The following is a 19,178-nucleotide window of genomic DNA, read 5'->3' as shown; positions in this document are numbered from 1 at the left end:
CCACATTTTTAATCTCCATACATCAGGGATGACTGCAATCTGCCCTGCTTCTGATCTGGCTTTTGCTCCACACCACTCAGGTCGGCTTTCAGGCCGCCGTGCTCTGCTTTTGATTTTGATCTCAGGCGCCCCATTAACCACGCTGGCCGCACGCAGGCTTGAATCCGTGGGTAACCCGGCAGGACGCCGGGTTAGCCGCGCTGGGCCAAGGATGGCCCATCGCGGCGGCCCACGGATTCAAGCCTGTGTGCGGGCACACCGAGCCACAGCGAGGTGCCGAGTGGTGGGGCAAGAGCCCTTTGCTTACTTTGGGGCTTTTCCAAAGTGAGTCGCCGTAAGGGCGAAACCCTAGGCGGCCGTTACCGAAATAACGGATATGCACTCAATCAAGAGCGAGCCCGCATAAAATCCCCCCACCGCCGCACCAAATAATTGTGCTCATCCATCACCGAATTCCAAACCGCGACGTGCCCCATCCGCTGCTCATACGACCCCCCATCCCGCATCTCACCGATATCAATCAACGGCAACCCATCACTCCCCAACAACTCCTCCCGAGCAGGCTTCCCGGCATACCAGTAATCCCACTCGGCACTGCTTAAATGATCACGAGTGCGTGCGGGGTTGCCGATGTAATACCCCTGGCGCGCCATGACCGCCCCCGGCCACCCCGACAACCACCAATTCAGATAAGCATAGGCCGCATCCAAAACAGGCCCTTGGGCATGCCGCGACAACGACAACCCACCAAACCAAGCGCGATACCCCTCACGCGGCACCGCAAGCCGATATTTCACACCCGCACGGTGCAGGCGCATCAAGGTCGGCGACCACAGGCTCTGGATGTCGATACTCGGGCTGAGCATCAACTGCGCAGCCTCTTCATCGTCCGACCAGAACGCCGCAAAGTGCCCTTCCTTCTGCTTGCGCACCAGAATGTCAGCCAGCACATCGATCTCTTCGATGCTCATATTGCCGATGTCCTTGAAACGCGCCAGCCCCGCGCCCTGCACCGCCAACGCGGCATCCAGGGCGCCAATCGCGGCATCACTTTGCAGGGCGGTGCGCGCCCGCCATGCAGGGTCAAGCAACCACCCCCAACTTTCATTGCCGTGGGTAAAACCTTCGGGCAAACGCTCGGGGCGGTAGGCGAAGCTGTCGGCGTTATGGGTCAGCGGCAGCATGCTGATGCGTTCGGTCACGGTGCTGCCGAGGCTGCCATCGTGCTGCACGAACAAACGCTCACTGGGCACGCTACCGCTGCCCAGCCGGTCATTGGCCGACAAACGGCCACGCTTGGGCAAGTCGTTGATCTCGTGCCACAGCGCAATGCGCCGCGTGTCGATAGGCTGGATCGCCCGCGCCGGCCACACGAAATCAACGTTGTGGAACCACTGGTCGTACAGGTCGTAGCTGTCGGGCTGCATCACCGCAATGCGCTGGGCCTGTTCAACATCGTGCACGTGATACACCAGGCGAATGCCCAGCTCCTGCTCGGCCCTCACACGCAAGCATTCCAGCAAGGTCACGGAAGTACCCAGGACGCGTAATGTGATCATGCTGCAAACCGCCGGGAGAACACTTCAAAGGACCGGCGCAACAACGCGGGGTCGAGGCCGCGCAGGATAAACACCAGGCGTGATTGCCGGTCGGTGCCTGGCCATGCTGGCAGGTGGACCGGGGCATGCAGGCAGTGCTGCACGCCATGAATGACGATGGGGGCCAAGCTTGCGTTCACGTTGAGCAGTCCTTTGACGCGAAGGATTCGTTCGCCGTGGCATCTTAGCAGCATCGACAACCACACCCCGAAACCGACCCAGTCCAGCGGCTGTTCGAAGGTCAGGCAGCACACCTGCGCCGCGCCGTGGGTGGCCGTGGTGGTTTGATGCAGTTGCCAACGGCTGACTTCCACGGCAGGTTCGGCGCCGCGCAGGCCTTCGCCAAGCAGCAGTTGATCGCCGCTGTGAATCTCATGGGTATTGAGGATTGGCGTACCCGCATTGAGCGCCTGCAGGCGCGTGCGCAGTGCATCGCAGTCGTCGACCAGGTCGGTCTTGCTCAGCAGCAGCCGATCAGCCGCGGCGACCTGGGCCAGCCATTCCGGGTGCAAGCGCTCTTGCAGGGCGGCGTGGCTGGCATCGACCAAGGTGATCACCAGGCCTATATGGAAGCGCCCGCGCAGTTGCACATCGTTGTTCAAAGTGGCAAGGATTGGCGCCGGGTCGGCCAAACCGGTGGTCTCCAGGACCACCCGTTTGAAGGCCGGAATTTCGCCACGCTCACGGCGTTGCAACAGGCCAAGCAGCGCGTCTTTCAATTCACCCCGAATCGAGCAACAGACACAGCCACTGGGCAGCAGCACCGTGTCCGGCGCGACCTCTTCCACCAGCAGATGGTCGATACCGACATCGCCAAACTCGTTGATCAGCAATGCGGTGTCACCGAGGCTTTCGCCTTGCAGCAGGCGCTTGAGCAAGGTGGTTTTGCCACTGCCAAGAAAGCCGGTAATAACGTTGAGGGCGATGCTCATACGGATGACTCCAAGTGATCCAACAGACGCGGATCAAGCGGGTCCAACGGGCGGCCGAGCATGCTTTCAGCCGCTTGCCACAGTTGATCCAGACCACTGGCCAATGCCTGCTTGCCGGTAGCGCCCAACAACAAATAGGAGGCGCCCTGAAAGTCTTCGACCTTGAGCCGAAACACCGCCAGCACTTGGTTGATCGCGGCGATCCTGCGCAAGCGTTCGCGGCGTCTGGGCAACTCATCGCCCAACGGGTCGCTCCAGTGCAGGTCTTCGCCGAGCAATCCGCAGAGTCCGCACATGGCTACACCTCACTCATGGCATGACATCGCCGGAGTTCGGGCCCAGGGTCTGGCCCACGAACAGATTGCCGCCTGGCTCACTGGCTAACAGCACAGCGGTGGGCGCGACTTCGTTCGCCAGGCCAAAGCGGCCCAGGGGTAGCTCGGCAGCCTTGGCACGTTTCCAGGTGTCGCTGATGCCGCCCACCAGCGGCGTTTCGATAGGGCCCGGTGCGATGGCGTTGACCAGCACATTGTCCTTGGCCACCTCCAATGCCAGGGACTTGGTAAAGCCAATCACCCCGGCCTTGGCCGCGGCGTAGTGCGTCAGTTCGGCGCCGCCCTTGATACCCAATTGCGAGGCAACATTGATAATTCGCCCCCAGCGCTGCGCGAGCATATGCGGCAAGGCACGCTGGCTGGCGACGAACACGCTGGTGAGATCGACGCGCAGCATGTCGTTCCACATCTCGATGGACAGATCGACGCAGCGCGCCTGGGTGAGCATGCCTGCGTTGTTGACCAGAATGTCGATGCCACCGAAGTGCTCGACGCAGCGGTCGACACCGGCTTGGGCACCTTCGACGGTGCCGACGTCAGCCACGCATTCGAAGACCTCGGCGCCGAGGTTGCGACAGGTGATCGCGGTTTCGGCAAGGCTGACGGCGTTGCGGTCGGCCAGCAGCAAGCGTGCGCCTTCGATGGCATAAGCACGGGCGATGGCGGCACCGATGCCGCTGCCGGCGCCGGTGATCACGGCGCGGCGGTTAGTCAGTTGAGGCATACAAATAACTCCTGATACAAACACAGTTCCCACATTTTGACCGCGCCGTTAATCCGGCCAGCGAACGGTCAGGCCCCCATCGATCACGATGCTTTGCCCGGTCAGATAACTCGACGCCTCACTGGTCAAGAACTGCACCAATGAAGCCACCTCATCCGCCCGCCCTACCCGGCCCAACGGAATCGCGCGCGCCGCCTTGGCCAAGCCTTCAGGACCAAGAGAGTTTTTCGCATCCAACGACTGCGGCGTCTCGATCAACCCCGGAATCACCGCATTACAACGAATCCCCAACGGCGCCAGTTCCACCGCCAACGACCGACACAACCCCGGCACCCCCGCCTTGGCCGCCGCGTAATGGCTATGCTCCTGCCAGCCATACACACCGCCGGCAATCGACGAAATCGCCACCAGCGCGCCGCCTTCGCTCATATGCCGAGCCGCCGCGCGAAAGGTGCGCATCACCCCCGTCAGGTCGACATTGAGCATCTCGTTCCACAGCGTATCGGTCATCTCCAGCAGCGGCGCGCGGCGCAGCAGACCGGCGTTGGCCACCGCGTAATCCAGGCGCCCAAAATGCTGCACGGCTTGCTCAGCCAAGGCCTCTACCGAGGCGGTATCGCCCACATCCAAGGGCAGCATCAGGCATTCGCCACCGGCCTCTTCCACCAGGGAAACAGTGGTGTGCGGGTCATGAGGATCGGCCGGGTAATACCCACCCACCACCGCTACGCCAGCACGCGTATAGGCCACGGCGAGGGCTTGGCCGATGCCGCTGGCGGCACCGGTAATCAAGGCAACTTTACGGCTCATCAAACACTCCTTACTGAACGGTTTCCGGACGCACATGGCGTGCGGCAAACATCAGGGCGCCGGACAAGAAGCACGGCAGCGCACCGAACCACAGGGCGGCGGTTTGCCAGTCACTGCCGGCGGACAACACTTGGGTCGCGCCAAAGCCTGCGACTACCGCACCAATCGGGCCCATGGCATGGATGATCGCGCCGCCGGTGGCGCGGATGCTGGTAGGGAAACTCTCACTGATGAAAAACAACGCCGCCGAATATGGCCCAATCAGGAAGAACAGGCCCAGGCTGTACAGGCCGACCACCATCGGCATATTGCTTGGGCCAAACAGCATCCCGGCGAACGCCAGGCCGCCGAGCATCCAACCCAGGCCGATCACGTTGCGACGGCCGATCTTGTCGCCCATCCAGCCGTGAGTCAGGTAGCCGCAGTAACCCACCAGGTTCGACAGCACGAGGATGATCAGCGAGTTCTCGAACGAGATGTGGTGCACGCTGACGATCACTGAGGTGCCGAGTACGCTGAACACCTGGATCGCTGCCCAGTTGAGCAACAGTGCGGCGCCGATCACCAGAGTGGCGCGGCGGGCCGGGCCACGGAAGGCAGCTTTAAGACCGGCCTTGCTGTGTTCGTCGTAGTCCACACCGTAGGTGACGGCGACGTTCTGCGCCTCGGTCACCGCGCCGCTTTTACGCAACGCGCTGATGCGCTGGTGAATCTGGAACTGCGGGCTCTCCTTGAGCTTGCGCGCCATGATTGCAATCACGACGGCCGGGATCGCTGCGAAGATGAAACACCCCTGCCAACCAATGATCGGCAGCAACAGCGCGGTCAACCCGGCAGCAATCAGCGCACCGACCGGCCAGCCGCCCTGTACCAGGCTGTAGATAAACCCGCGACGCTTGGTCAGTTTCGGGTCTTGCGAGGCGCCATACAGCTCGCTCAAATACGTAGCGTTGACGGTTTCCTCGGCATACCCCAGACCACCCAACGAACGAATCAAAATCAGCGGCGACTTGCCCCACGCCCCGCCAATCGCGGTGAGTGCCGAACACAGCGCGGAACCGGCCACGGTGAAAATAATACCTTTGCGCCGACCCAACTTATCGACGACGGGGCCAATGGCAAAGGCGACCACTGCCGTGCCCACCGCCACCCACGTCGCAATTTCAGCTTGCTCCACTTCACCCCAGCCAAAGTGCCGGCCGATCTCCGGCAACAAAGTGCCGAACAGGATGAAGTCATACACCGCAAACACCCAGGCAAAAAACGCGATCCAGGTGGCGAAGCGCACTTCCTGGGACGTCAGTTGCCGGGGTTTCCAGCCAGTCAGGTCAAGCTTGTTGTAGATGGACATGAGTCGCGCCTCAAGGGTGTGGGCAAAGGGTGCTTTTGCAGGGGTTAGCTACGCGGCTGCCGGCGGATAAAGTCGTCGGCAATTTCATCGAAGGTGACGAAGCGCACGCCGGCATGGCTCTGGATGTGTTCGATCAAACGCTCGAGCATCAGCAGCACTTGCGGGCGGCCGGAGACGTCGGGGTGGATGGTCATGGTGAACACTGCGTGCTCGTGTTCGCGGTAGACCCAGTCGAACTGGTCACGCCACATTTCTTCCAGATGGCGCGGGTTGACGAAACCGTGGCTGTTGGGGGCTTTCTTGATGAACATCATCGGCGGCAGGTCGTCGAGGTACCAGTTGGCCGGGATCTCCACCAAGTCGGTTTCTTCGCCGCGCACCAGGGGTTTCATCCAAGTGTCGGGGTGCTGGCTGTAATCGATCTTGGTCCAGCTGTCGCCCACTCGCACGTAGTACGGGTGGAAGTCGTTGTGCATCAGGCTGTGGTCGTACTTGATGCCTTTTTTCAGCAGCAGCTCGTTGGTGACTTTACTGAACTCCCACCACGGAGCGACGTAGCCGGTGGGGCGTTTGCCAGTGACTTGGGTGATCAACTCGATGGATTTATCGAGCACGATCTCTTCCTGCTCGGCGGTCATCGCAATCGGGTTTTCGTGGCTGTAGCCGTGCACGCCGATTTCGTGGCCGGCATCCGCCACGGCTTTCATCTGCTCGGGGAAGGTTTCCATCGAGTGGCCTGGGATAAACCAGGTGGTGCGCAGGCCGTAGCGTTCGAACAATTTGAGCAAGCGCGGCGCGCCAATTTCACCCGCGAACAGGCCGCGAGAAATGTCGTCGGGCGAGTCTTCGCCGCCGTAGGAACCGAGCCAGCCGGCCACGGCGTCAACGTCGACGCCAAATGCACAAAGGATGTCTTTAGCCATGGTGTGTCTCCTTAAAGAGTGAGTACGGATTCGACGGACAACGCCGCGCGTAGCAGGCGTGCGTCTTCGCCCGTCGGGGCGCTGAGCAGCAGCCCGGTGGGCAAACCCTGGGCATCGCGGCCGCTGGGCAAGGTCACGCCGGGCATGTCGAGCAAGCTGCCGGGCATGGTCAGGCGCAGGGTGGCGAGGTTGGTTTTGACGAAGAGGTCGTCGTCAGCTTCCAGCGGTGCCAACGCTGGCGCTACATGGGCGACGGTTGGAGTGATCAGCAAGGCGCCGTCGAGATCATCAAGCAGTTGTTGTTGCAGACGGCGGCGCGCGTCGACCAGGTGGATAAGTTGGTTGGCGGGCAGTGCGCGTGCGGCTTCGAGGCGACGGCGTACACGAGGGTCGAGTTTTTGCGCATCGGCGCTGTCGAGCAGGGCTTCGTGCAAGGCGAAGGCTTCGAAGGAGCCGAGCCAGCCGTGGTGCTTGATCAGGTCTAGAGTGGCTTGAAAGGTTGGGCTGCCACGCTCTTCGATCAGTGCGCCCTGGGCCTTCAATTGCTCCACTGCTCGCAGCAGATTGTTGCGTACGGCCGGTTCAACATCGGCCAACACACCTTGCTCCAGCACAAAACGCTGACCCTTGGGGCTGCGGGCGCTGTGGGTTTGGGCGCGGCCATGGAGCAAGTCGTCGATGGCCAATGCATCGCGCACACTGCGAGTCAGCGGGCCGAGGCTGTCGAGGGTGCGTGACAGCGGGAACACGCCGTCGCGACTATAGCGTCGGCTGCTGCTGCGGTAACCCACCAACCCGTTGAAGGCAGCCGGAATGCGGATCGAACCGGCGGTGTCAGTGCCCATCGCGATGGGCACGATACCGGCGGCGACGGCCACCGCGGAACCTGAGGACGAGCCGCCGGGAATACGCGGCTGAGCATTGCCGTGTGGGTTATGCGGTGTACCGAAATGCGGGTTCAGGCCCAGGCCGGAATAGGCCAGTTCGCTGAGGTTGGTCTTGCCGACGCTGACCATCCCGGCGCGGCACAACAGGCCAACACTCGGCGCATCGAGCAAGGCGGCAGGCGCATTGCGGCGATACTCGGCGCCGGCGGTGGTGATGCTGCCGGCCACGTCGAACAAATCTTTCCAGGCCAAGGGCACGCCGTCGAACACACTCAACGGCTGACCAGCGCGCCAACGGGCCGCAGAGGCTTCGGCTTCGCGGCGGGCGCGCTCGGCGATCAGAGAGATAAAGATGCCTGCCGACCGACTCGCTGAATCGAGCGCCTGTTCGAGAGCTTGCACCGGGTCACTACGACCGCTGGCGAACGCCTCGGCCATTGAAGTGGCGTCTGACATCAAGATGACCCTCATTAAACGTACATATTAATAAAATGTACATTTCACAAAGGCAGCTTTCGTGCCAGTCTCTGCATACGATTCTTTGCGCGATCACGGTTTATCGCCAAGAGCTACGAGATAGATAGTTTTGTAGGAAGCAAAAAATCTTGCGAGGCCGCTTCAGCAAGCCCTCAATGAAATAATGTATTTTTTATTAATAAGTACATTTTGGTGCAAAAAAGTAACATCCCTATCCTCAGGCCCCAAAAAAGTGCCAGCGACGTGGCGCAGAGTGACAGGCGCAACTTATGAGAGAATCCCCGGCCACCTTCCTACATGCCCCAGACCTCTTTACTTCAGAGAATGCGATGAAAGCAGTGTCCGCCTCGGCCTCCCGTTACGCGATGATTCACAAGCTGTTGCGTGACGCGATCGTCAACGGCACCGCCCGCCACGGGCTGGTCTTGCTCGAAGCGCCGCTGGCCGAATTGTTCGGCACCAGCCGCGTACCGGTACGTAAGGCGTTGGACCTGCTGCATGACGAAGGCCTGATCTGCCGCTTCAACGGCCGAGGCTACCTGATCAACCCCGAAGGTCTGGCGATGGAGCCGCTGCGCCTGCCCTTGAGCCATGCGCACCTGGGCCTCAATGGCGAGGATGAGCTGGTGGACACGCGACCGTTGGGCGAGCGGATCGTCGAAGAAATCGGCGCGGCACTGTCCACCTGCATCGCCTTTGGCCACTACCGCCTGGATGAGCAAGCCGCCGCCGAGCATTACGGCGTCAGCCGTGCGGTGGTGCGTGAAGCACTGATGCGCCTGCGCGACCGTGGCCTGGTAGAAAAGGAACCCTACTCGCAATGGCTGGCCGGGCCGCTGACCGCACGCGAGGTTACCGAAGACTACGAACTGCGCGCCTGCCTGGAACCCGAAGCCCTGCGCCAAAGCGCGCCGAACCTGGACCGCGAACTGCTCGAAGCCATGTTGCAGCGCGTGCTGGACGCCCAGGAAAGCCCCCACTGCAGCCTGGAAGCCATTGAACAAATCGAAGAAGATTTACACCAGCGCTGCCTGGCGGGCCTGCAAAACCGCAAGATCGCTGCGCTGATTCGGCAAGGCCAAAGCCCGATGATCATCAGCCGGATTTTCTACCGTTTGCTGGGAATCGGGGCTGATCCAGCCATGCTCGCCGAACATCGCTTGATCCTGGAGTTGCTGCTGCATGGCGCCTTTGATGCCGCGGCGCTGAACTTGCGTGAGCATTTGCAGCGGGCACGGCAGCGGATGTTGCAACGGCTGAAAGTACTGTCAGTACTGCCGGAACAGCCCTTGCCGAGCTACCTGCACAAAATCAGCTGACCACACGCGGCTAAACATGTGGGATTTGTGTCATGGCAAATCTATGCAATATGTTGCTATCTCGTCCCTGCCATTGAAACCACCGTTACCCCGCCCCATCTAACTTGCATACTTCCTTATGCAGGTGCCCCATGAGCGACCAGCAAGAATTCCCTGATCTAGACCTCAACGACTACGCCGACCCCGAAAACGCTGAATCCACGTCGTCCAATACCGGCCTGGCGCTGCCTGGGCAGAATCTGCCGGACAAGGTCTACATCATCCCGATCCACAATCGGCCGTTCTTCCCGGCGCAAGTGTTGCCGGTGATCGTCAATGAAGAGCCGTGGGCCGAGACCCTGGAGCTGGTGAGTAAATCCGACCACCACTCCCTTGCCCTGTTTTTCATGGAGACGCCGCCGGAAGATCCGCGCCACTTCGACACCTCCAGCCTGCCGCTGTACGGCACCCTGGTGAAGGTGCACCACGCCAGCCGCGAGAACGGCAAGTTGCAATTCGTCGCCCAGGGCCTGACCCGCGTGCGGATCAAAACCTGGCTCAAGCACCACCGCCCACCGTACCTGGTGGAAGTCGAATACCCACACCAGCCCACCGAGCCGACCGACGAGGTCAAGGCCTACGGCATGGCGCTGATCAATGCGATCAAGGAACTGCTGCCGCTCAACCCGCTGTACAGCGAAGAGTTGAAAAACTACCTCAACCGCTTCAGCCCCAACGACCCATCGCCACTGACCGACTTCGCCGCCGCGTTGACCTCCGCCACCGGTAATGAGTTGCAGGAAGTGCTGGACTGCGTGCCCATGCTCAAACGCATGGAAAAAGTGTTGCCGATGCTGCGCAAGGAAGTTGAAGTCGCGCGCCTGCAAAAGGAAATCTCCGCCGAGGTGAACCGCAAGATCGGTGAGCACCAGCGTGAGTTCTTCCTCAAGGAACAACTCAAGGTCATCCAGCAAGAGTTGGGCTTGACCAAAGACGACCGCAGTGCGGATGTCGAGCAGTTCGAACAGCGCTTGGTGGGTAAAGTGCTGCCGGCCCAGGCGCAAAAGCGCATCAGCGAAGAAATGAACAAGCTGTCGATCCTGGAAACGGGCTCGCCGGAATACGCGGTCACGCGCAACTATCTGGACTGGGCGACCGCAGTGCCGTGGGGCGTGTATGGCGAGGACAAACTCGACCTCAAACACGCGCGCAAGGTGCTGGATAAACACCATGCGGGCCTGGACGACATCAAGAGTCGCATTCTCGAGTTCCTCGCGGTGGGCGCCTATAAAGGCGAAGTCGCCGGTTCCATCGTTTTGCTGGTGGGCCCGCCGGGTGTGGGCAAGACCAGCGTCGGTAAATCCATCGCCGAGTCCCTCGGGCGGCCGTTCTACCGCTTCAGCGTCGGCGGCATGCGCGACGAGGCCGAAATCAAGGGGCATCGCCGCACTTACATCGGCGCCCTGCCCGGCAAATTGGTGCAGGCGCTCAAAGATGTGGAAGTGATGAACCCGGTGATCATGCTCGACGAGATCGACAAGATGGGCCAGAGCTTCCAGGGCGACCCGGCTTCGGCGTTGCTGGAAACCCTCGACCCGGAGCAGAACGTCGAATTCCTCGACCACTACCTGGACCTGCGCCTTGACCTGTCCAAAGTGCTGTTCGTGTGTACGGCGAACACCCTGGATTCAATCCCGGGCCCATTGCTGGACCGCATGGAAGTGATTCGCCTGTCGGGCTATATCACCGAAGAAAAAGTGGCGATCGCCAAGCGTCACCTGTGGCCGAAACAGTTGGAAAAAGCGGGCGTATCGAAAAATACCCTGACCATCAGTGACGGCGCGCTGCGCGCATTGATCGACGGTTATGCGCGGGAAGCCGGTGTACGTCAGTTGGAGAAACAGCTGGGCAAACTGGTGCGCAAGGCGGTGGTCAAGCTGCTGGATGAGCCGGACTCGGTGATCAAGATCGGTAATAAGGACCTGGAAGCCTCCTTGGGCATGCCCGTATTCCGTAATGAGCAAGTACTGTCCGGCACCGGTGTGATCACAGGCCTGGCCTGGACCAGCATGGGCGGCGCGACGCTGCCGATCGAGGCCACACGTATTCACACGCTCAATCGCGGCTTCAAGCTCACCGGGCAGTTGGGTGACGTGATGAAGGAATCCGCCGAGATCGCCTACAGCTACATCAGCTCGAACTTGAAGTCATTTGGCGGTGATCCGAAGTTCTTCGACGAAGCCTTCGTCCACCTGCACGTGCCGGAAGGTGCCACACCGAAAGACGGCCCAAGTGCCGGGGTGACCATGGCCAGTGCGCTGCTGTCGCTGGCGCGTAACCAGCCGCCGAAAAAAGGCGTGGCCATGACGGGTGAGCTGACGTTGACCGGGCATGTACTGCCGATTGGCGGCGTGCGTGAAAAGGTGATTGCAGCGCGGCGTCAGAAGATTCATGAGTTGATCTTGCCGGAGCCTAACCGGGGGAGCTTTGAAGAATTGCCGGAGTACCTGAAGGAAGGCATGACCGTGCATTTTGCCAAGCGCTTTGCGGATGTGGCGAAGGTGCTTTTCTGATAGGTCTCTAGCCTGAGTGGGCCTCTGTGGCGAGCGGGCTTGCCCCGCGTTGGGCTGCGAAGCGGCCCCTGTTAAAAGCACCGCGCTCTTTCAGACAGAATGGGGGTTTGTATTGGGGTCGCTTCGCAACCCAACGCGGGGCAAGCCCGCTCGCCACAAGGGGCACTCTGTTGCCCTCTTGTCACACCTTGTCTCATCTTCGGTTATGCTCGCCCTTCGTCGTAAATCAACGGAGCCCCCATGACCGCTGCCCGCCTGCTTCTCCCCTTGAGCCTTGCCCTGCTGGCCGCGTGCGCCAGTGCCCCCAAGCAAAACGTCACCGTGGAAAAACAGAGCGCCTGCCCACTCCAGCTTAAAAATGGGCAAAACCTGATCATCACCCTACCGAGCAACCCTACTACCGGCTACCGTTGGGCCATCCAGGATTCCGCCGGCGGCGTGCTGCGCGCGTTAAGCCCTGAGGTCTACAGCAGCACAGAGACTGGCGTGATCGGCGGCGGCGGCCAATCCACTTGGCGCTTCCAGGCCTTCGCCACCGGCCAGGGCCGTTTGCGCCTGACCTCCCAGCAACCTTGGGAGCCGGAAGCCGAACCTGCCGAAACCTTCGACTGCGCCATTACGGTGAACTGATATGCCATGGTTGATTCTTGCGTTGATGGGCGCCGGTACCTTTATCTACGGCCTGACCACCCATGCGACGTTGTTATGCCTGCTGGTCAAACCGTTGCCGGTACTCGCGTTGTTGGGCTGGCTGCATGATGCGCCGCCGACCGACTATCGACGCTGGATCAGCCTGGGGCTGATTTTCTCCTTGGTGGGCGACGTGTTGCTCGCTTGGCCGGGCGATCTGTTTATCTTTGGGCTTGGTGCGTTTTTATTTGCCCACCTGGCATACCTGAAAGCCTATTTCAGCGATTGCCGCCGCTTGGCGCTGTTGCCGTTGGTATTGGCGCTGGGTGTCGGGGCGATCCTGCTGAGCATCCTGATTTCCCACGGCCTTGGCGACTTGCTGATTCCGGTGGTGGTTTACGCGTTGGTGATTAGCGCAATGCTCTGGCGCGCGCTGGCACGGCTGGGCAGCGACGTGCCGAAGCGCTCGGCGTTATTGGCGGCGGCAGGCGCCGCGTCGTTTGTGTTTTCCGACACGCTGATTGGGATCAACCGGTTTGTGGTGTCGTTTGAAGCAGCGCCGTATTTGTTGATCGCCACTTATTGGCTGGGCCAGTGGGGGATTACGGCTTCGGCGTTTTCACAGTCGCCTCGATCTCATTCATCGACGTAAGGTCGAACGCGCTGTAGATATGCAAATTTTAATAAAATCTTATGACAAACCAATATATAAAACTGTCATTTCTAACAGTTCATAAAGCATTCTCAACCTCTTAAAGTCGTCTACGACGGGGAATACAAGATTCGCCGCATCAAGGACGCAAACCACCATGGCAAACTACCCACGCCACACAACAGGCACGTTTGAGGCCCAATCCAACCAAATCTCTATCCTGTCTCCAACCAATGTCAGCGCCACCTATGCAAACGGCACGCTGTCGCTTAGCGCGACGGACAGCGATCAAAGCTCACTGATCATGGCGTTACGCATTGACCTGGCAAGCGACGTCCAAAGCGGAACTTACGTCTGGGGAACTCACTCGATTTTCAAAGGTGTGAATGTAACGATCTCAGAGTTCCCTGTTCTCTACGACATCATGAAAGCCTTCGTACGTATTGACGTTAACCACCAAACAAAAATGTACAGCGGGGAACTTCAATATACGGGTGTCGCCACTTTCGGCCCCAAAATCTTTATCGATATTTCGGCGCAGTTCGCCCTCTCTGGTGCGCTGACATTCCCTTAACACACAATGCCTGACTTCAGCTGTATGGCTGCGAAAAACGCAAATTTACCTTCTCACCCACCGAGCGCGGTTTATCAGACAAACCGCGCATCCCCTCACCACATTGGCTAAAATACCGGCCTTTCCCCCTTCGTCGCCGGAACAACCGTGAGCAAAGAACCCGATCGCCTATTCGCCCAGCCCCTGCCCCAGGTGCCGGACTTCGCCTTTAACGAGGACGTGGTGCGGGTCTTCCCGGACATGATCAAACGCTCGGTACCGGGTTACCCGACCATCGTTGAGAACCTTGGCGTACTCGCGGCGCAGTTTGTTCAACCCAACAGCGTGCTCTACGACTTGGGGTCGTCCCTCGGCGCGGTGACCCAGGCGCTACGTCGCCATGTGCGCACCGACGGTTGCCGCGTTATCGCTGTGGATAACTCGGCGGCCATGGTCGAGCGTTGCCGCGAATACCTCAATGGTCAGGACTCGATGTTCCAGGAGTTGCTGCCGGTTGAAGTGATCGAGGGCGATATCCTCGCGCTGCAGTTCCAGCCGGCCTCGGTGGTGGCGCTGAACTTCACCCTGCAATTTATTGCTCCCGACGAACGCCTGGCGTTGCTCGGGCGCATCCGCCAATCGCTGCTGCCGGGCGGTGCGTTGATCCTCTCGGAAAAGCTGCGCTTCAATGATCCTGAAGAACACGCCTTGCTCACCGATCTGCATATCGCGTTCAAACGCGCCAACGGCTACAGCGAACTGGAAATCGCCCAGAAGCGCAGCGCCATCGAAAACGTCATGAAGCCCGACAGCCTCGAAGAACACCGTGAACGCCTGCTGGCGGCCGGGTTCTCGAAAGTCGTGCCGTGGTTCCAGTGTCTTAACTTTGCCTCGTTGATTGCCTTGCCATGATTGATCTATCCCCCCTCGCCCGCCATTTGGTGGGCACTCCTTTGGCCGTGTGGGCCCAAGGCCTGCAAGCGCAACTCGATAGCAAGATGGAGAAGGGTCATGGCGACCTGGAGCGCTGGCAGAGTGCGCTGGATGCGCTGCCGAATATCATGCCCAGCGAAGTCGATTTGCTGAATGGCCTGACGCTGGACACCGATTGCGACGACGACACCCGCGCACAAATGCACACCGCGCTGATGGGCTTGAGCCCGTGGCGCAAGGGGCCATTCGACCTGTTCGGCGTGCACGTGGACACCGAATGGCGTTCGGACTGGAAGTGGTCACGGGTTGCACCGCACCTGGACCTGAAGGGCAAGCGCATTCTCGATGTGGGTTGCGGCAACGGTTACTACATGTGGCGCATGCTCGGCGCCGGGGCTGACAGTGTGATTGGCGTGGACCCGAACTGGCTGTTTTTCTGCCAGTTCCAGGCGGTGCAGCGTTACCTGTCGGCGCCGAAGGCCTGGCACTTGCCCTTCCCGTTTGAAGATTTGCCGCCGAACATGGAAGGCTTCGACACCGTATTTTCCATGGGCGTGTTTTACCACCGTCGCTCGCCGATCGAGCATTTGCTGGCACTCAAAGATTGCCTGGTCAAAGGCGGCGAGCTGGTACTGGAAACGTTGGTGGTTGATGGCGATCAGCAGCAAGTGCTGGTGCCGGAAGACCGTTACGCGCAGATGCGCAACGTGTGGTTCCTGCCGTCGGTACCGGCGTTGATGCTGTGGCTGCGCCGCGCCGGGTTCAGTGATGTGCGCTGCGTGGATGTGAGCGTGACCACGGTCGAGGAACAGCGCGGGACGCAGTGGATGAAGTTTCAGTCGCTGAGTGATTTCCTGGATCCGGAAGATCACAGCAAGACCATTGAAGGGCTGCCGGCGCCGATGCGCGCCGTCATCATCGCCCGTAAGTAAAAGATCGTTCCCACGCTCTGCGTGGGAACGCAGCCCGGGACGCTCTGCGTCCCAAAGCATGACGCGGAGCGTCACAAGAGGCATTCCCACGCAGAGCGTGGGAACGATCATTAGCGGGCTCTGCGGGCCTTGAAGAACTCACTCAACACCGCCCCACACTCCTCCGCCAGCACGCCCCCTTCAAACAACACCCGATGATTCAGAAAACCCTGGGTAAAAAACTGCCCCTGGCTTTGCACAATCCCGGCCTTCGGCTCCAGTGCGCCATACACCACTCGCGCAATACGCGAATGCACAATCAAACCCGCGCACATGCTGCACGGCTCCAGCGTCACATACAGCGTGCTGCCGACCAGGCGATAGTTGCTGATCGCCTGCGCCGCCGCGCGGATGGCGACCATTTCGGCATGAGCGCTGGGGTCATTGCCGCTGATGGGGCAGTTGAAACCACAGCCAATGATTTCACCGTCCTGCACCAACACCGCGCCCACGGGCACTTCGCCCAATGCGGCGCCTTGGGCGGCGAGGGCCAGGGCTTCACGCATGAAGTCCTGGTCGCGGCTGCGGTCGATAATCGCCGTCGGTCGAATCTGGCGCATCACGCCACCTCGATGGCGGCCATCAGGCCGGTTTCCATATGGTCGATCACATGGCAATGGAACATCCACACTCCCGGGTTATCCGCCACCAACGCCACGCGGGCGCGTTCGTTCTTGCCCAGCAGGTAGGTGTCGGTGAAATACGGAATGACCTTGTGACGGTTCGACGCGATCACCTTGAAACTCATGCCGTGCAGGTGAATCGGGTGTTGATATTGGGTCATGTTCTTCAATTCAAAAATATAGCTCTTGCCCTTCTCAAGCTTGGCAATCGGGCGGTCGGCGCAGGTCTTGTCGGTGATATCCCACGCCTTGCCGTTGATTTGCCACAGGCTCGGCGGCTTGCCATTATCGACGTTGACCGACACCGAGCCGACCCATTCGAAATTGAAGTTGAGTTTCTCGGCATTAGCCAGATCCGGTTCGGCAATCGGGTTAGCGGGCAGCGCCGGTGGCCATTCGCCAGGAGCATCGGTGTTGGCCACCGAGCGGAAGGTGCCCAGCCGCACCGGACCGTTGCGGATGGAAAGCTCTTCACCCGCTGGCGGCGCCTTGATCGCCAGGCAGATGCGCATGCCCGGGCCCAGCCAGTATTCCTTGCCCAGTGGGCGCGGCTCGATGGGGTTGCCGTCCAGTGCATAGATCTGCGCTTCGACGTCGGGGATGTTGATGCGATAAGTCAGGGTGTTGTCGAGGTTGAGCAGGCGCACGCGGGTGATCTGCCCGGCCGGCAAATCAATCACCGCCTGCGACACACCATTAATCGTCGACAAACGCCCCGCCGTCCCGCCACGCGCCGCCTCACGCGGAATGCTGAAGGCCACAAAGGCGCCCTCTTCATCCACGTGCCAACTTTTCAGGCTCAGGGTGCGTTCGTGTTTGAAACCGGTGGGTTCGCGCTCTTCGATGATCAACGGGCCGACCAGGCCACGGCCGAGTTCTTCGCTGCTGTTCACGTGGGGGTGGTACCAGTAGCTGCCGGCGTCGGGTACGCGGAATTTGTAGTCGAAGTATTCGCCGGGCAGGACCGGCAATTGCGAGACGTAGGGCACGCCGTCCATTTCCAGCGGCAGGCGGATGCCGTGCCAGTGAATGGTCGTGGCGACCGGCAGGTGGTTGATAAAGCGCACCCGCAGCCATTCGCCCTGACGCACGCGCAACTCAGTGCCTGGTGCTGAGGGGCCAAACGCCCAGGCTTCAGTCTTGTGACCCGGAACCAATTCGACGTCGAGGGGCGCAGCGATCAGCTCGTAATCGTGCCCAGCCTCGGCCTCGGCGACTTTCCCCAGCCAATAGCGATAGGCGCCACCGGCACCAGTACCCACTACGGCCAGACCGGCGAGACCACCGAGGATTTGTCGACGGGAAAAAGATCGGGACACAACAACCTCACGTATCGGCCGCGGGCCAGGGACCCGCAAAGGGCAGATACGATACACCTGCACCGGCTAAACAGTAAGGCTTCGCATTGCCGCAGTCGGCAGGTCAGACCTTGGCAGCAGCCAGAATCAAGGCTTTCATTTCAGCTACAGCGCCTTTGAAACCGACGAACAGTGCGTGCGCCACCAGCGCATGGCCGATGTTCAGTTCGTTGATGCCTTTGATCGCGGCCACGGCTTCAACGTTGTGGTAGTGCAGGCCATGGCCGGCGTTGACGATCAAGCCTTCACGCAGGCCGCAAGCGACGCCGTCGACAATGCGTTGCAACTCGTCAGCCACTTCGGTGGGCGTGGTGGCATCGGCATAACGGCCGGTGTGCAGTTCAATGGCGGGCGCGCCGACACGGCGCGAAGCTTCGATCTGGCGCTCGTCGGCATCGATGAACAGCGACACTTCGCTGCCGATCTTCGACAGGCGCTCCACGGCGGCTTTGATCCGTGCTTCCTGGCCGGCCACATCGAGGCCGCCTTCGGTGGTCAGTTCCTGGCGGGTTTCCGGCACCAGGCAGATATGCGCCGGGCGGATGCGCTCGGCGAACGCCATCATTTCTTCGGTGACGCCCATTTCGAAATTCATGCGGGTTTGCAGCACATCCTTGAGCAGCAGCACGTCGCGCTCCTGGATGTGGCGGCGGTCTTCGCGCAGGTGCACGGTAATGCCGTCGGCGCCCGCTTCTTCGGCGTCCAGCGCGGCCTTGACCGGATCAGGGTAACGGGTGCCCCGGGCCTGGCGCAGGGTAGCGACGTGGTCGATGTTGACGCCAAGAAGAATGCGATTGCTGGTGGTCACGGAAGCGCTCCTGAAAAGGGAAAGAAACGGTGCACAGCATACACGGGGATGTCAGGGCTTTCGAAACAACTCGCGACTGACCAGCGGCCGTCCGCCCAAGTGCACGGCCAACGCTTGGCGCATCAGGCGCTTGGCGGCGGACAAGGCACCTGGGGCCGTCCAGTCGGCTTCGCTCATGGCCAACAGCTCGGTACCCTGGAACAGGCCCGGTTGCAGCAGGTATACGCGCTCAAGACCAGCGTCCACTTGCAGGCGATACATACCGTCGGCAGCGATGGGCTCGCCATGCAGGTCGTTGCTCAGTTCAAAGCCGTAGCCCAGGTCGTCGAGCAGACGCCATTCGAAGGCACGCAGCAGCGGCTCCAGGGGGCGGCCTTCGGCCAACGCCAGCAAGGTGGCCGCGTAGTGATCGAAAACGGCGGGGTGCGGGTCCTCGGCGGGGAGCAGGCGAATCAGCAGCTCGTTGAGGTAGAGGCCGCTGAACAGGGCCTCGCCATTCAGCCAGGCGGAGGTACCAACGCTTTCGAGGCGGCCGACGTTTTTCAACTCGCCCTTGCCACGAAACTCCACGTCCAGAGCCACGAACGGCCGCGCCAATGTGCCCGCCTTGCCCCGTGCACTGCGCAAGACTGCGCGCAGGCGACCTTGAGGCGTGAGGAAATCCACCAGGGCGCTGGTCTCGCGGTAGGCGCGGCTGTGCAGGACGTAGGCGAGTTGGCTGGGAGGGGATTGGGACATGAGA

At 60.7% G+C, this 19,178-nt stretch carries 19 protein-coding genes; 7 read left to right on the top strand and 12 right to left on the bottom strand.

The features are described from left to right. Positions 1–386: 386 nt before the first annotated feature. Genes BFL40_RS23430 through BFL40_RS23395 form a run of 8 tightly spaced genes read right to left on the bottom strand, consistent with a single transcriptional unit; the run spans position 387 to position 8,016 of the window. Complete coding sequence (locus BFL40_RS23430) at positions 387–1,559, bottom strand: ABC transporter substrate-binding protein (RefSeq protein ID WP_071486154.1); 1,173 nt, start codon at positions 1,557–1,559, stop codon at positions 387–389. Continuing rightward, positions 1,556–2,530, bottom strand: coding sequence for a CobW family GTP-binding protein (locus BFL40_RS23425; RefSeq protein WP_071486153.1), 975 nt, complete (start codon positions 2,528–2,530; stop codon positions 1,556–1,558). Before BFL40_RS23425 ends, BFL40_RS23430 begins: the two co-directional genes overlap by 4 nt. Then, positions 2,527–2,826: a hypothetical protein gene (locus tag BFL40_RS23420; protein WP_071486152.1), complete on the bottom strand. Its 300-nt coding sequence runs from the start codon at positions 2,824–2,826 to the stop codon at positions 2,527–2,529. Before BFL40_RS23420 ends, BFL40_RS23425 begins: the two co-directional genes overlap by 4 nt. A gap of 13 nt (positions 2,827–2,839) precedes the next feature. Then, positions 2,840–3,589 (bottom strand): SDR family NAD(P)-dependent oxidoreductase, encoded by a 750-nt coding sequence (locus tag BFL40_RS23415; RefSeq protein ID WP_071486151.1) that lies wholly within the window; start codon positions 3,587–3,589, stop codon positions 2,840–2,842. A 48-nt stretch (positions 3,590–3,637) separates the two neighbouring features. After that, positions 3,638–4,399, bottom strand: coding sequence for an SDR family NAD(P)-dependent oxidoreductase (locus BFL40_RS23410; protein WP_071486150.1), 762 nt, complete (start codon positions 4,397–4,399; stop codon positions 3,638–3,640). Between the two features lie 10 nt (positions 4,400–4,409). Continuing rightward, on the bottom strand, positions 4,410–5,750 hold the full coding sequence (locus tag BFL40_RS23405; protein WP_071486149.1) for an MFS transporter: 1,341 nt from the start codon (positions 5,748–5,750) through the stop codon (positions 4,410–4,412). Positions 5,751–5,794: 44 nt separating this feature from the next. Then, positions 5,795–6,673 (bottom strand): polysaccharide deacetylase family protein, encoded by an 879-nt coding sequence (locus tag BFL40_RS23400; protein ID WP_071486148.1) that lies wholly within the window; start codon positions 6,671–6,673, stop codon positions 5,795–5,797. A gap of 11 nt (positions 6,674–6,684) precedes the next feature. After that, positions 6,685–8,016 (bottom strand): amidase, encoded by a 1,332-nt coding sequence (locus BFL40_RS23395; RefSeq protein WP_071486147.1) that lies wholly within the window; start codon positions 8,014–8,016, stop codon positions 6,685–6,687. A 350-nt stretch (positions 8,017–8,366) separates the two neighbouring features. Here BFL40_RS23395 and BFL40_RS23390 point away from each other — a divergent pair, with 350 nt between their 5' ends. The 7 genes from BFL40_RS23390 (at position 8,367) to cmoB (ending at position 15,608) form a co-directional block, all read left to right on the top strand. Then, positions 8,367–9,356, top strand: a complete 990-nt coding sequence (locus BFL40_RS23390) for a GntR family transcriptional regulator (protein ID WP_071486146.1) — start codon at positions 8,367–8,369, stop codon at positions 9,354–9,356. A gap of 131 nt (positions 9,357–9,487) precedes the next feature. Next, positions 9,488–11,908, top strand: coding sequence for an endopeptidase La (gene lon / locus BFL40_RS23385; RefSeq protein WP_071486145.1), 2,421 nt, complete (start codon positions 9,488–9,490; stop codon positions 11,906–11,908). A 240-nt stretch (positions 11,909–12,148) separates the two neighbouring features. After that, a complete protein-coding gene (locus tag BFL40_RS23380; protein WP_071486144.1) occupies positions 12,149–12,538 on the top strand; it encodes a protease inhibitor I42 family protein in 390 nt (129 codons plus the stop codon). 1 nt (position 12,539) lies between these two features. Further along, positions 12,540–13,190: a lysoplasmalogenase gene (locus BFL40_RS23375; RefSeq protein ID WP_071486143.1), complete on the top strand. Its 651-nt coding sequence runs from the start codon at positions 12,540–12,542 to the stop codon at positions 13,188–13,190. 157 nt (positions 13,191–13,347) lie between these two features. Beyond that, on the top strand, positions 13,348–13,764 hold the full coding sequence (locus BFL40_RS23370) for a hypothetical protein (RefSeq protein ID WP_071486142.1): 417 nt from the start codon (positions 13,348–13,350) through the stop codon (positions 13,762–13,764). Positions 13,765–13,911: 147 nt separating this feature from the next. Continuing rightward, positions 13,912–14,655: a carboxy-S-adenosyl-L-methionine synthase CmoA gene (gene cmoA, locus BFL40_RS23365; protein ID WP_071486141.1), complete on the top strand. Its 744-nt coding sequence runs from the start codon at positions 13,912–13,914 to the stop codon at positions 14,653–14,655. Continuing rightward, on the top strand, positions 14,652–15,608 hold the full coding sequence (gene cmoB / locus BFL40_RS23360; RefSeq protein WP_071486140.1) for a tRNA 5-methoxyuridine(34)/uridine 5-oxyacetic acid(34) synthase CmoB: 957 nt from the start codon (positions 14,652–14,654) through the stop codon (positions 15,606–15,608). Before cmoA ends, cmoB begins: the two co-directional genes overlap by 4 nt. A gap of 110 nt (positions 15,609–15,718) precedes the next feature. Here cmoB and tadA read toward each other — a convergent pair whose 3' ends face one another. From tadA to recO, 4 genes are all read right to left on the bottom strand, one after another. Further along, a complete protein-coding gene (gene tadA, locus BFL40_RS23355; RefSeq protein WP_071486139.1) occupies positions 15,719–16,207 on the bottom strand; it encodes a tRNA adenosine(34) deaminase TadA in 489 nt (162 codons plus the stop codon). Then, entirely contained in the window at positions 16,207–17,589 is a 1,383-nt protein-coding gene (locus BFL40_RS23350; protein ID WP_071486138.1) for a multicopper oxidase family protein, read from the bottom strand. The genes tadA and BFL40_RS23350 overlap by 1 nt, the downstream gene beginning before the upstream one ends. A gap of 103 nt (positions 17,590–17,692) precedes the next feature. Continuing rightward, a complete protein-coding gene (gene pdxJ / locus BFL40_RS23345) occupies positions 17,693–18,436 on the bottom strand; it encodes a pyridoxine 5'-phosphate synthase (protein ID WP_071486137.1) in 744 nt (247 codons plus the stop codon). Between the two features lie 51 nt (positions 18,437–18,487). Then, entirely contained in the window at positions 18,488–19,174 is a 687-nt protein-coding gene (gene recO / locus BFL40_RS23340) for a DNA repair protein RecO (protein WP_071486136.1), read from the bottom strand. Between the last annotated feature and the right edge of the window lie 4 nt (positions 19,175–19,178).

The sequence above is a fragment of the Pseudomonas costantinii genome (assembly GCF_001870435.1).
In the GTDB taxonomy this organism is placed as follows: Bacteria; Pseudomonadota; Gammaproteobacteria; order Pseudomonadales; family Pseudomonadaceae; genus Aquipseudomonas; species Aquipseudomonas costantinii.
This window is presented reverse-complemented; position numbering and strand designations above follow the sequence as displayed.

Excerpts from the sequence above, each read along its gene's own strand:
- BFL40_RS23410 (WP_071486150.1), bottom strand. The coding sequence starts at position 4,399 with ATGAGCCGTAAAGTTGCCTTGATTACCGGTGCCGCCAGCGGCATCGGC.
- BFL40_RS23375 (WP_071486143.1), top strand. The coding sequence starts at position 12,540 with ATGCCATGGTTGATTCTTGCGTTGATGGGCGCCGGTACCTTTATCTAC.
- BFL40_RS23405 (WP_071486149.1), bottom strand. The coding sequence starts at position 5,750 with ATGTCCATCTACAACAAGCTTGACCTGACTGGCTGGAAACCCCGGCAA.
- BFL40_RS23390 (WP_071486146.1), top strand. The coding sequence starts at position 8,367 with ATGAAAGCAGTGTCCGCCTCGGCCTCCCGTTACGCGATGATTCACAAG.
- BFL40_RS23370 (WP_071486142.1), top strand. The coding sequence starts at position 13,348 with ATGGCAAACTACCCACGCCACACAACAGGCACGTTTGAGGCCCAATCC.
- tadA (WP_071486139.1), bottom strand. The coding sequence starts at position 16,207 with ATGCGCCAGATTCGACCGACGGCGATTATCGACCGCAGCCGCGACCAG.
- BFL40_RS23415 (WP_071486151.1), bottom strand. The coding sequence starts at position 3,589 with ATGCCTCAACTGACTAACCGCCGCGCCGTGATCACCGGCGCCGGCAGC.
- recO (WP_071486136.1), bottom strand. The coding sequence starts at position 19,174 with ATGTCCCAATCCCCTCCCAGCCAACTCGCCTACGTCCTGCACAGCCGC.
- BFL40_RS23395 (WP_071486147.1), bottom strand. The coding sequence starts at position 8,016 with ATGTCAGACGCCACTTCAATGGCCGAGGCGTTCGCCAGCGGTCGTAGT.
- BFL40_RS23420 (WP_071486152.1), bottom strand. The coding sequence starts at position 2,826 with ATGTGCGGACTCTGCGGATTGCTCGGCGAAGACCTGCACTGGAGCGAC.
- BFL40_RS23425 (WP_071486153.1), bottom strand. The coding sequence starts at position 2,530 with ATGAGCATCGCCCTCAACGTTATTACCGGCTTTCTTGGCAGTGGCAAA.
- BFL40_RS23430 (WP_071486154.1), bottom strand. The coding sequence starts at position 1,559 with ATGATCACATTACGCGTCCTGGGTACTTCCGTGACCTTGCTGGAATGC.
- lon (WP_071486145.1), top strand. The coding sequence starts at position 9,488 with ATGAGCGACCAGCAAGAATTCCCTGATCTAGACCTCAACGACTACGCC.
- BFL40_RS23380 (WP_071486144.1), top strand. The coding sequence starts at position 12,149 with ATGACCGCTGCCCGCCTGCTTCTCCCCTTGAGCCTTGCCCTGCTGGCC.
- cmoB (WP_071486140.1), top strand. The coding sequence starts at position 14,652 with ATGATTGATCTATCCCCCCTCGCCCGCCATTTGGTGGGCACTCCTTTG.
- BFL40_RS23400 (WP_071486148.1), bottom strand. The coding sequence starts at position 6,673 with ATGGCTAAAGACATCCTTTGTGCATTTGGCGTCGACGTTGACGCCGTG.